7 protein-coding genes and 1 tRNA gene are annotated in these 12580 nt (G+C 59.3%); 2 read left to right on the top strand and 6 right to left on the bottom strand.

The genetic code is table 11. The annotated features are described in order from the left end of the window. Positions 1 to 8 precede the first annotated feature (8 nt). Genes pglZ through G6N27_RS18535 form a run of 6 tightly spaced genes read right to left on the bottom strand, consistent with a single transcriptional unit; the run spans position 9 to position 11020 of the window. Complete coding sequence (gene pglZ / locus G6N27_RS18560; protein WP_163778788.1) at positions 9 to 2504, bottom strand: BREX-1 system phosphatase PglZ type A; 2496 nt, start codon at positions 2502 to 2504, stop codon at positions 9 to 11. Continuing rightward, on the bottom strand, positions 2501 to 6049 hold the full coding sequence (pglX, locus tag G6N27_RS18555) for a BREX-1 system adenine-specific DNA-methyltransferase PglX (protein ID WP_163778783.1): 3549 nt from the start codon (positions 6047 to 6049) through the stop codon (positions 2501 to 2503). The genes pglZ and pglX overlap by 4 nt, the downstream gene beginning before the upstream one ends. Next, complete coding sequence (gene brxC, locus G6N27_RS18550; RefSeq protein WP_163778779.1) at positions 6049 to 9519, bottom strand: BREX system P-loop protein BrxC; 3471 nt, start codon at positions 9517 to 9519, stop codon at positions 6049 to 6051. Before brxC ends, pglX begins: the two co-directional genes overlap by 1 nt. A gap of 5 nt (positions 9520 to 9524) precedes the next feature. After that, positions 9525 to 10124 carry a DUF1788 domain-containing protein gene (locus tag G6N27_RS18545; RefSeq protein ID WP_163778776.1) on the bottom strand — a complete coding sequence of 200 codons (600 nt, stop codon included), beginning with the start codon at positions 10122 to 10124 and terminating at the stop codon, positions 9525 to 9527. Next, positions 10121 to 10771: a DUF1819 family protein gene (locus tag G6N27_RS18540; protein WP_232064675.1), complete on the bottom strand. Its 651-nt coding sequence runs from the start codon at positions 10769 to 10771 to the stop codon at positions 10121 to 10123. Before G6N27_RS18540 ends, G6N27_RS18545 begins: the two co-directional genes overlap by 4 nt. A 27-nt stretch (positions 10772 to 10798) precedes the next feature. Further along, the gene (locus tag G6N27_RS18535) at positions 10799 to 11020 is read right to left on the bottom strand and encodes a helix-turn-helix domain-containing protein (protein WP_163778773.1); all 222 of its coding nucleotides are present in this window, start codon (positions 11018 to 11020) and stop codon (positions 10799 to 10801) included. 311 nt (positions 11021 to 11331) lie between these two features. Here G6N27_RS18535 and G6N27_RS18530 point away from each other — a divergent pair. Further along, a tRNA-OTHER gene (locus G6N27_RS18530) sits at positions 11332 to 11396 on the top strand. Between the two features lie 103 nt (positions 11397 to 11499). After that, entirely contained in the window at positions 11500 to 12552 is a 1053-nt protein-coding gene (locus tag G6N27_RS18525) for an NAD-dependent epimerase/dehydratase family protein (protein ID WP_308207607.1), read from the top strand. Positions 12553 to 12580 lie beyond the last annotated feature (28 nt).

Here is a 12580-nt window from a genome sequence, read left to right as displayed (position 1 = left end):
TGCTCTCCTTAGAAGTCGAAGTCCGAGGCGAAAGACCGCTTGAGCGTGTATATCGCCTTGGCGTAGATGCGCCACTGGTTGGTGTTAGGAATGCGCTCTTCGAGACGGAACTCGATTGCGCGGTTGTTGTAGTCGTTGGCGTCCTGGCTGAGCAGCATGTGAGCGTTCTGGTAGCGATCACGTTTGTCGGTCGACGTTTGATCAAAGGTCAGCTCGATCTGGTTCGAGATCAACTTCTCACTGACGTAAAGGCCCGCACGAACTGTGCGCGGCTGTACCTTCTCGCTCACCGGCTCGGACTGGAACAGGCGAACGACGACCTGACCCGTGGTGATCTTGTCGGATTCCGGCCATACCTCGACGTTGACCAGGCGGGTGTCGCTCTTGCGTTTCTTGTTGACAGCGAGAACCGGCACGACGATCTCCTGAAGTGTCGCGCCGCCGTGGACGTATCGCGAACCCCCGCCGGCTAGGCGCAGACGGTGGATCGACTTGGGGATCTGTACCTCAAGGTCGCTGTCGAGCCCGATCTGCACGGAGTTGAACGTATTGAATGCGATGTCCACCTTCAGGCCGTGCCCGAGAACGTAGCGGCGGTTGACGACCTTGATGTCGTCGCCCTGTGGCTGAGTCGTGAGAAAGAACGAGTCAGCGAGTGCTTCTTCTTGGAACAGGAATCCATGGTCAGCGGTGATGAAAATGTTAGAGGCGTTGGCGCTGGCCAACTTCTTCACGAGATCGACGATGTCGCGCAGGGTGTCCTCGACGGCCTCGAAGACCTGGCGCTCAGTGCCAGGCTTGTCTCCGGTGGCGTCAATGCGATTGTGGTAGACGTACAGGACCCGATTGGCTTTGTAAAGTTCCCTACGCTCGTCTGCGCTCAGTGCCTTGAAGTCCTCGGCCTGGACCGCCGAACCGCCCACGCTCTCAAGGATTTTTCCGCGAAAGGCAGTTCCATTGGTGGGCTGGTCGTCCACCAGCACGGTCTTCGCATCAGGCGAATGTTTCAACGTCGAATGCGGAAGCAGCGCTGCCATTCCCAGTTGCGTGTAGCTCGGCAGCACGCCGAGTACTGCGTCAAGTGAGGCGTCGAAACGATCCTCCTGACGGATGCGAGAGCCAAGCTCCTCGGCCACCTCATAGCGAAGCGCGTCGGAGACGATTACCACGGCCTTCTTGTCGCCGTCGCGCACCAGCGGCTCGACGTAGTCGGCATAAAAGCAGGCTTGCGATCGAAGCGCAGACGACCTCCAGTCATCCGCCTCGTCCATCTTCTGCTGCCAAGCATTGCCCAGCTCGTAGACGAATTTGTTGGTGTAGCGCTTCTCGACCTGCTCGCGCAGAGCTGCCAGGGGCTTGGGGTACTCGGCAGTGCGGGCCGCATAGATGAACTGCCGATAGAGCTGGTCGACGCGGAACCACTCCCGCCGATAGCGCTCCAGTGCCTCGTCGAACGACTGCGCGGCGAGGTTTAGCGACGCCAGTTCAGCCAGTAACTCTGACGCGCTGGCGATGGCCGTGTAGAGCTGTTTGTAGCCATCAATCCACACGCTTCTTTGCCGTGCGCGCACGACCTTGGCAACTTCGTGCGCGGTGACGGTCTGCTCAGCCACCGCGCGAGCCAGGTCGCTGATGATCTTCTGGTCGGTCTCCTCGAAGAGGTCGACGGACACCAGGTCGCGGAAGCTCGCATCCTCGATGGTTGAGGCGTAGTCGAGGTCGTGTGCCGCGCGCTTGGCAAGCGTGGCGAGAGCATCCTGGCTCCGCCGGTCGTTCCGGAGGCTCGCGAAGTCGAGCTGGATGTTTTGAAGGCCGCCCGGTCGATCCGACTCGAAGCCCTCGATCGCCTTCCGGAAGATCCACAACACGAGATCATCGACGCTCGGCGACGGAGACTCGTAGCCGTAAATGGAGGCAACGCCACGCCAGTAGAAGTCGTCCAGTCCGTAATCGACGAGTGCGTCGTACTTGTTTTGCTGCCCCCTGGCGTTCTCCACCAGAAGCGTGCGGGTGATCTCCAAAAGACTGTGCTCGCGCTGCCCGAGCACGACGGCGGTGATCTTCGCCCGAAGCTTGGCTGCGTCGTCCTCGGGGTTCAGGAGCGCCTTAAGACTCTGAACGCGCTTGGTGGCATTGAAGAATTTCTCGTGGGCCTGGACTACATCGTCGATGCCTTCGGCAGTGAGCCCGAGATCCTGGGCCACAAGAGACATACGGTCCGCCGTAAAGACTCCGTAGGCCAACTCCAGATCCAGCAGCCAGTTCCCAATGCCGGCAGGGACCTGTCCGGAGCGGTAGACGAGAAACTTCCCTGTCGGCTCGTCGTGCAAGAGCCTGTTCTTGATCCCGTATTCGTTGTTGGCGACCCGGATCGTCTGCACACCCGGCAGGTCGAGGCCATCTAGGTCCCCGGTGTACTGGCCTTCCGGGTCATACCAGAAGACGATGCGGTAGCCCTCGAAGCGGCGCTCCAGATGCGGGCGAATTGTGGCCACAGTGCTCACTCAGCAGTCTCCAGTCCCGGGATCTTCTTCAGCGCTGCGCCGAAAATCGGGTAATTCACCTTCACACCGTCGTCCAGATCGATCGAGATCTGCTGCGACGCCAACGGATAGAGAACGTCGTGCTCGTACTCGTCGAGCTCCAACAGCACCTTGCGAAGCCGGTCCGCTTCCTTCTGCGCTGCTGCCTGCTGCCGGGGCGTCCCACCGGCGCTGACGAGGCGTTCGTGATGTTGGAGGCTGGACTCCAGCTTCGCTTTGAACTCCCGCAGGTACTCGTTCAGCACGGTCGAAACCGTCGACGGCGTATAACGATGCATGTAGATGAGTGCGTTGAACGAGCCCTTGGGGCTTGAGAAGAGCCAGTAGATCGGCCGCTTCTTGTAGCGCTGAACGTGGTCCTTGTAGAAGGACTTCACGAAGTAGTCACGAAGATCCTTCACCCCGAGTGACTCGGTCAGGAAACGGAGGTTCTCTTCGAATTTCTCCTCGCCGAAGGCAACACGGAGGAACTGGCGGAACCGCGCCACGATATCGTCCTCAAACCAGTCGCCGTCAACGACGGGGATCACGTTGTCATGATCTGGCTGGTAAGACATTTGGGGTAGCTTCGCCAAGTAATCGTCAAGCGCACCTCGTTGACTCGCCAGGACGAGACCCGCTTGGTCAAGGCTATACCGGCCCAGCATGCAGCCAACTGCATACGAGACCAGGTCTTTTGCCGCATCCAAAGCCGCCAACTTGGCATATTCCGCCGGGAGTTTCTCGTCGCCATACCGAAACGCATTGTTGTTTAGAAGCGAGACACGAGAGATCGGCACATCAATAGGGACCTCGTCAGACAGACCATACAGACCCGCCACCAATCCGTTTAATTCAATTTCAAGACTGCGCAGCTCCTCGGCTTCTTCGTACGCCAGTTTTTGATGTTGAAGCCACACCTCATCAAGAGGCCCTGACCTCTTTCTGTACTGCAGAACAAGCGCATTTTCGCGAAAATCAAATGATGTCTCACTGCTGCACCAATCCTGACTAGATATTTCTACACATCTAGCAGCCAATTCATATATGTTGGTTGCGAATATGCCGTCAATGACCGGGAGGCGCCCGATTGCACCTTCGCCATAATCCATCGTCGGTGATGTGGCTTCTAGTAGAGCTGCGGTGACAGATGAGTTGAGTAAGCCCAAAATGCAAAGCAACTGGCGCCTATCCGGCACGTAGCAGATCGCACCCTTCGATTCTGAAATAAAGCCTATAGGCGATAAACGGAAAGATACCGGTCCAGACGAGACTGTTCCCCACGTAACTCCCCCGCCAAACAGCCAGTCCAAATTCTGCGGTCGAGATAGCAACTTACCATTATCATCGCGAAAGTTTCGTATTTCACTGCCATCGGCAGCCCAATTGACAATCTGCTCATCGTTCCCGTACCACCGTCTAAAGCGTCCACCCTTTTGGCAGGGGAACCATTTCCGTCTCGAGTCTAACGCGGATGCTCGATTCTCGATACCTGTGCCAATTGAGGTGTTGTCCACCTCATACCAAAATCGCAAGAAGCGCTCGTTATTTCCAGTTTTTATCCCTTGCCTCGGAGAAGCAACCGCATCTAACGACCTACCGAGAGCGAATGCATCTAATACTCGTTTTGGTAACCAATAAGCCATAACGGAGCCGGGCAAGACTGTAAGGTCTGAATTCCGTATCGTATATACGTCTTTCTGCGCCGATTTCATATTTGCCGCGACGTGGCGTAGCTGGTTCATTTTCTCAGACTCGTTCTTGGAATGAACCAGGCGCAAGTATGTCGACGGCCTAAGATCGTTCGATCTCCCTACCCGCAGTACAAAAGCAGTCGTCGATAGCACCTTGCTATTGATGCTGTCAAACGCGTTAATGCCGAGATGCGCCATTGATAAGAGTTCGTATCGGGCGATTATCCTCTGCCTCAAGTCCGCAAACGAAGAAAGAAACATCCAAGATTGCATGGTAACCATGGCTACGAACCCTTTTGGTACAGCCATCTCCAGGTTACGCTCGATAAATGCAGCGCATATGTCTGCCCGCGATCGAGGGTATTCCTCCCTGAGGAATTCACTCAAAGTCGCATCCATATTACCGGCGCCCATGTAGGGCGGATTGGCGACGACCACGTGGTACCGAGTCGAAAGGTATTCAGCCTGGGTGATTACTTGGTAAATGCGGTCAAACAGATCGCGGCTAAACAGATCATTCGGGCGAGGGTGCGATTTTGCAACATCACGACGGACGGTCTCGATAATCGAGCTGTCAACCCTGAGAAGCGCGCCAAAGGTGTCTGAGTTTTGGAACTGGTTCCAAAACTCTTGGCCCACACCGCTCTCCCAAGCGATCGAAGCGAATTCATTCGTTTCAGCCGAGGCGAACGAGATCGGTTTCAATACGCAAATCTTCGGTTCGACCTTCTTATTGAAGAACATGCGTTGTCGCTTGCGTGCCTTCATGGCCAGCGCAAATGCGGCAAGTGCTCCTGCCCGGGCGTCGATCTCCGTGCCAAACAGATTGTTGGCGAGAATCAGGGCGGGGATGTCGGAAGGCGCGTACCCCTCTTCTTGGTAGATCGCATGTAGGAGGTCGAATGCATAGGTGAGCATGTGTCCCGACCCACATGCGGGGTCGATCAGCTTGATTTCCTCGGGGTTGTTGATCTTGAGGAAGTCGCTCTCCTCGTCGACGGGCGCGATGTAGTACTCCATCTGGTCGACTAGACGCGACGTCGGGTGGTTGAGCATCCAGAGCCGCCCGAGTGAGTTCTCGACGAGGTAGCGGACGATCCAGTGCGGGGTGAAGAGCTGGGTGGCCGCGGGGATCTCTTCTGCGCCAGCCTTCTTGTTCATCTTGAAGCCGGCGAAGACTTCGTCTTTCCGCTCCGAGATGTAGAACTGGTAGAGCCAGCCGATCACCTCGACGTCCTGGCAGGCGTCCTCGGTCAGAACCTTGACCGCTCGGTTAAGCACGGAGTAGTCAGCGAGCAGGTTGGCCGGGATGAGCAGCTCGGTGAAGTCGCCCTCACGCTCGAACATAAACGGCATGGAGCGATTCCAATGACGGCAGTACTCAGCGAGCAATAGCGCGTAGGCCTCGCCCTGCGGGTCATCACTGCGGCGGGTTCCGTTGAGCAGCCCCGCGACGGTCTCACGGACCTTCTGGCTGACCACGTCAGGTTCGACATTGCCTCGCTTGGCTTCAGAAAGGATCTCGGGCTGGCCGACGTCAACTCCAGCTTGGGGGGAGACGACTCCAATGCCGGTGTAGCCGTTGGAATCCATGAAGCGCAGAGCGATGATCCGGTTGAACCAGGTGTAGGCGACCCGCTCGGCCATCGTCGCACGGCCCTTGTCACCGCCGCCTGCGGCGTTGACCGCCTTCTCCAGGGCGGCAACAGCTTTGGGCTGTTCGACGCGCTCCGGCGAGGCCGGCGCCAGCACGACGGCGATTCGCGCGGTGACCTCACGGATGAGTGCAGTGCGTGCCAGCGTCGCGAAGGATTTCAGCGGTGCAGTCTCCATCAGAGTGAGATCCTTTTATCTTTCAGGGTCTGGAGCAGCGCAGCGCGGAGGGCGGTGAGGTAGTTCTCGACGTCAGTGGGTGTTTCGAGGACGCCCGAGGCTCCGGGGACAGTGACGGTCTTTATCGAGACTGTCTGCTTCTGCGGCGGAGGATTTCCACCACTACCCGGTTGGGAGGCGGTGAGCTGATCGAGCAGCGACGGGTAGACGCTGGCCTCGAAGTCCGCTCCTATATGCAGGATAAGGGCGACCTGGCTCTCTGCGCCGACTCGCAAGAGCGTGTGGTCAACCCTCTCGAAGACGCTCTGCTGGGCGGCAGCCGTGGCCTTCTCGTAGAAGTCGCTGGCGGCAAGCTCAGCCTTGCGGCCTTCGATCGACGTGGTGACGCTCGCCCGGTTCGCGGTGACAACGTCGTCGATTTGGCTGCGGAGTTCGTCGGTGGCCTGCTTAAGTTGCGCCATCCGGTTGCCCCGGAAGGCATTCGGGTCAGCGAGCGCGGCTCGGACGGTTTCGTCACTGCCCTTTGGCAGATAGCTGAGATTGCTGCCGTGTGTGGCGATCAGTGCCACGGCCTCGTCGTAGATCGTCCGTTGCGCACCGCTGAGGAACGACTGGATCGGATCGATGACGCTCTCCTTGGCGTCGAGTAGATCGTCGCCAACGTTGAAGTCGGTGAGGTACCACTCGTCGCTCTTGCCCACCGCCTGTTCAAGCAAGCCGATGGGTTGGCTTAGCTGCTCAACGAACGGGTACTTCGAGCCGGTGACGGTGGCCTTGAGTTCGTCGAGCTTGCCCTTGAGTTTGTCAGCGCCGTAGCGGGCCAGCTCCAGCGGATCCTTGGGCGCGTTGGCGTCGTCGAAGAAGTCCGTGCAGAATTTCCGGAATGCAGTGACTTTGCGTTCGTCGAACGTTTTCTGCGGAGCGACGACCGCGTGGGAGTGCTTCTGCGTGTTGCGTAGCGCGGTGGCCACTTCGCTTCGCTTGAGCACGTTGCCGTCGACTGTCAGGGTCACCTTCGACGCACCGATCAGAAAGGCGACGAACACCTCAATCGAGGCAAGGTCCCAGCCGTAGGGCTTTGCCTGGAAGGCATCGACAATCGTCTTGACGGTGACTTGCTCGCCAAGTGCTTGCTTGCGGAGAATGAACGACAGCACCTCCTCGCCGGGAGTGGAGAGCTTCGTCCATGCTGCGGCATCGAACAGACCGCTGTCGGGGTTGGCTGCCCCGGCTACCTGTTGCTCGCTGTAGGTGACGCCATCCAGCAGCTTGAGCTGGGTGTAGGTGCGGCTGATGAGATCCTGGAAACCGTCCGTCACACGCGCGAGCGCGTCTGACGAGCTGGAAGACACGTCGGTGGCGTTGATGATCAGTGCCGCTTTGCCCACGGCGCGGCGGATGCGCTCGATGAGTTCTTTCTCGCGGTCGACGTTCTGCGCGGCCTTGGACCGCAGGATCTGATCTTCGATCGCCGAGAGCGAGGTGGTCTGCTTGCGTTTCGTGTACTTCGCCGTCTTGATGAGCAGGCGAAGATCCGGCAGCACGCGCTCATCGGGTTCGAGGATGACGCGCAGTTCGTCCTTCCCGGCGCTGTGCATCCGCGTCTCGTCTGGCGTGTACGGGTACTCCGGGGTGATGAAATGGATCGACAGTTCGCGCTGGGGGCCGTGTACCTGGTCGTCGAGCTTGAAGCCGAACGGGAAGTCCTGGCCGTTCTTGGCGTAGCGCAGTTTGTTGGTCTTGATGACGTCGCCGGAGAGGATCTTGAACAGTCGCCCACCCACTTCGGAGGCGTCGATGTCAACGTTCTTGATCTCTTCTTCGATGACCTGCTCTTCGTTAGTCAGGTACTCATAGACGTTGCCATTGCGCTGGACGTAGGTCTGCGTCTCCAGAAGCGTCAGCGCTTCCTTGACCTCTTCTGACAAAGCGGGCAGGTCGAGGCCGAAGCGGTCGTAGACAAGCACAGTGAGGTTGCGTGGCGTGGCCTGGAAGCTCTCGACGTACTTGACGAGAAAAAGTGCCTTGAGCAACCGGATTGCCAGCGGGTTGTCGAGATTGCGCTCGGCGACGTCGACGGAGCGTTGGGCGGCGGACTTCAGCGATGCCCGGATGCCGGCAAACATGTGGTCGAAAGTCGCTAGGCGCCCAACCTCCACGTTGCCGATGTCCTTAGCAACCTGCTGAACGACACCGAGCATCGACCGCTCGCCGACGGAGCGATTGCGACCCTCGAAGACGTTGTGGTCGGAGATGCCTTCGATTGCCGCTTGGAATAACGGGAACTGGTAGCTAACAAAGGGATAGGTGCCGACGAAGTGAGCTTCGTCGATGTAGTTGCGGTAGGACTTGGCACCGTCGACGAAGTCAAACAGTGTCTTGAAGTTCGCAGACTCCTTGGCATAAATCGCGCCGAGCGCAGCGGCGCCGGCCTCGTTCTTCTCTAGCAGGCGCTTGCGGATGACTTCTTCGACGTCTGCGCTGGTGAGCTTCACACGGGTGTTGAAACGGGCTTGGATCTTGGAGAAGTCGCTGCTCTGCTGCTTGGTACGGTCTCCGACGACCTTGTCCATGTCCTCCTGCGAGGTCACGAATACCCATGCGCGGCCGTGGCACTTCGTGTTCAAGCTTTCGGCGATCGTCTGGAGGTTGAGCATCAAGTGCGTGTTCGAGCCGATGAACTGGCCCACCTCGTCGACGAAGAAATTCAGCCGGAAACCTTTGGGCCGCTTGTCCAGCCAAGCTTTGACCGCGTCCGCGAAGTCTTCGATGGAGACGGAGTACTCGTTGCGATACTTGGTGAGGATATTGGTGGGGGTGCCTCCACTTTGACCGCTGACCTCGGCGTAGGCCTTCGCCACGTTGGGCTCTTCGAGGACGCCCTCCTCACGGCCTTCGGTCCAGTCACGGCCGGAGATCCGCTTGTAAGCCACCTTGAAAGCTTCGAACTGGCCCCGGTTGTCGAGGTCGCGCTCGAAGCGGGCGACGTGGCCTTGGTTTCCGTAGTAGCCACGGCTTTCGTCGAATACCTTGACGAACACCTTCAGCAAGGCGTCGGTCTGGTCCTTCGTGATTAGCGTGGCCTTCTGGTCGATGTTGAACAGCAGGCTCTTCGCTGGGATGCGCTCGGCCTTCGTCAGCAGGGCGGGCAAAAAGGCGCCAGTTGCCTTGGAGCGAAAGCTATCCGTGACGTCGGCACGATCGAACTCCTGGCCCTCGACGTCGCCGAGGAGATGGGCGAGCATCTTCAACAGGTGCGACTTACCGGAACCGAAGAAGCCCGAGATCCACACACCGTTCGCGTTGGTGTAGTTCGTGTAGGCCTCAAGGAGAAGCTCAAGGCCTTTGGCCACCTCATTGGTCAGGACGTACTCGTCCACCTCGGTGCCCAGGTGCGCAGTGTCGTCCGCCTTGATGACGCCCTCGATCGGGCGCTGCACGTTCTTGGCGAAGATCTCGTTCAGCAACATGTGAGTCACGCTTCCTGTTCCAAGATGTTCTTGGCTCGGTAGTACTGGTCGTCTTTCAACCGCCCGAAGAGAACGAGCGAGGAGCCGAGGGTGTCGGACTGCTCGTAGCGGCCAGGGAAGAACATGAGCATGGGCTTGGCGGTCACGACGCTCTGGAGGTTGTTCAGCACGTTGTGCGACCGGACATAGGGGAACACCTCGCCGATGCCAGTGAGGAAAAAGATGTCGAATGCGCCGTCGTCGATCTTGGAGCGGATCGCCGGCGCGATGTGCAGTTGCGGATCGAGCATGCCTTGGAGGAGCTCGCGGAAGTCTTCCTTGTCTTGGTCGGGCTCCGCGGTGAGTATTCGTTCCCAGACGCCGCGTTCTTTGAGGATCTCGACGGAAAGGTCGTAGAGGTTGACTTCGCGAACACTGATGCCTTTCTGGCTCAGCTTGTTCTTGATCCGCTTCTTGGCCTGCGCGACGGCAAGGGCGTCCTCCGGCGCATACGGGTAGATGAAAAAAGGCACCTCGTTGCTCAGACCCTCCATCTGGAGGAATCGCTTCCCGCTGAGCACCCTAAACAGGTGCTCCTCTTGCTTGGTCAGGTCAACGCGGTTCATCGCACCCCACCTCCCATCGGGAAGAAGCGGATGTCGCTCGGCGTGCGGGCGGACAGCGCGTCGGAGACGCGGGCCGACAGGACTGCCTGGAGGATGCGGCCATCCTCGCTCAGGAGCCCTGCCTCGACGAGCATGCGAAAGACATTGGAGCGAAGCTTGCGCAGGGTGGAGTCCTTGAGATCAGCGACTTCTTCGTGCCAGAGTGCCTTGCTCCGGATGAAGCTGTCGAAGTCGTCGTGACTGAGCGTGGGTGTCAGCAGGAGAAAGCGCTCGCGAAGCACCTCCTCGGCGAACTCACCGATCAGGTCATACCGGCGGCAGGCGGCAGCCCACAGCAGGTGATCGCGCTCTGATGTCGTTGAGTCGACCAGCAACTCAAGTTCGTCGTCGGTCAGGACGGCCAGACGCTGGGCGACCTCACGTGCGCGCCGGTGTCGGGTAGAGACGGTGCGGGCCTGAAGGAGGTTATCGTCTTCGATGACCTGGCGGACCTTGGCCCAGTCGTGTTCGCGAAGGTAGATGGGCGCGGCGATGAGAGCCTCCCGCATGAGAAGGGCGCCGCTGGTGAAGGACAGCGCGTAGCGCGATGTGCGCGGCCTGTCCGTCATCGTGTGTACCCCCTCCAGGCCATGAGCAAAGTCGGTCACGATATCCCCACCGTCAGATACTCCCGTCTACCTGTGACCAGCTGCGGGTGCATCTGGCGGGAGCGGCTCCTCAGAGATGGCTGCTCCGCCGTTGCGGACCCACTCGTCGATCTCGCTCGCCTGGAACTTCCATAGGCGACCGATCTTGTGGGCAGGCATCGCCTTATCGGCGATCCACGAGTAGACCGTGTCCTTCGTGACGCCCAAGTGGGTAGCGATATCGTCGGCAGACAGCCACGGTTCGGACATAGCGATGCAGACCCCTCCGCTGCGGCTGACCCAATTAATCCGGGTTTGACCGAGCGTAATGGAGTGTGTGCCGGTTTTGTGGCGTACGGATGTTCAGACTCCGCGCCCGAAGCGAGCAACGCAACACACGGCCCCGGCCCGCCATTTGGGAGCGGGCTTACTTTTGCTGCGCTTGACCGTGGTTTGACCGGCATCAGGGGTCTACATAGCTAAGTTGAAACCCTTCAGAACTCTCCGGAAACTGATCGCATCCATAGCTGAGCTGCACACACATTCCCGATCGTGGGAGACTATCGGTGACTAGCGAACGAGCCCAGATGTGACAGATCAGCTTCCCAAGCTGAATACGCGGGTTCGATTCCCGTCATCGGCTCCACAACTGAGCTGCGGCAACACCGCTGTCCGATTCTTCGATGAAGGCCGCTGTTTCGGGCTAGATTTCCCGCAAGCCTTCCCGTGCTGCCGAATAGGGGCGCATCGTGACTCGGATTCTGGTGACCGGCGGATACGGCCGGGTTGGCAGGGCAGTGGTGGAGCGCCTCGTCGCTGACAAGTTTCAGGTGGTCGTCACGACGCATAAGACCGTGAAACCGTCACTGCCGGTCGGTGTGGATGTCCGTCCCGTGGATCTGAGCCAACCCGATCAGGTCAAAGCCCTCGTCGACGATCTATCGCCGTCTGTGATAGTCCACTTGGCCGCGGTCATCCCGCCACGGTGTTACACCGATCGCACGTTTGCTCGCGCGGTCAACGTCGACGCCACCGCCGCCCTGGTACGTGCCGCGACGGAACTCCCGTCGCCTCCTCGTTTCGTGCACGCATCCACCGGGGCAGTGCACGGTATTCGAAACCCACACCGGGTCACCAATCCGGTGACACCCGACTCACCGCTGGCGCCGGTCGACCTGTACGGCTGCCACAAAGCCTTGGCCGAGAACATCGTTCGATCATCGGGTTTGGAGTGGTCGATCCTTCGGCTCTGCAGCGTCATTGCGCTTGATCAACTTACCCACTTCCGGAATACCGACGCGCTCTATTTCCGTGCGCTGGTACCCGAGGACACCCGAGTCCACACCGTCGACCCTCGCGACGTCGCGGCGGCGTTCGCGGCAGCGATCACCACCAACGCAGTGCGGGAAGTTTTCATGATCGGCGGAGACGACTCCCATAAGCGAGTATGGGGCGAATTAGCCTGGGAGAACGCCGAAGTGATGGGACTCGCCGCAGCGATGTTTCCGGGCCGATCGGGCAACCCGGACAGCGACGCGGACTGGTACCCGTTGGGCTGGTTCGACACCGCCCGCGCACAGCAAGTCCTGTCTTTTCAACGCCACTCCAGCGCGGACGCGCACGCCGAGATTCGCGCCAGAGTGGGCTGGAAGTCGCGCCCGCTACGCATCGCGGCGCCGGCGTTGCGCGTACTCATGCGGCGCCAAGCGCCTTACTTTGAGGCACCTGGTCGTTACGCCGACCCCTGGGGCGCGATCCGGAAGAAGTGGGGCGATCCAGCACCGGACGCGTTGACGGTTTAATCGGGTCGCTCTCGTTACCGATATCGCT

The organism is Mycobacterium cookii (assembly GCF_010727945.1).
Lineage (GTDB): Bacteria > Actinomycetota > Actinomycetes > Mycobacteriales > Mycobacteriaceae > Mycobacterium > Mycobacterium cookii.
The sequence above is the reverse complement of the archived record's forward strand: the minus strand, read 5'-3'. Positions and strand labels throughout refer to the sequence as shown.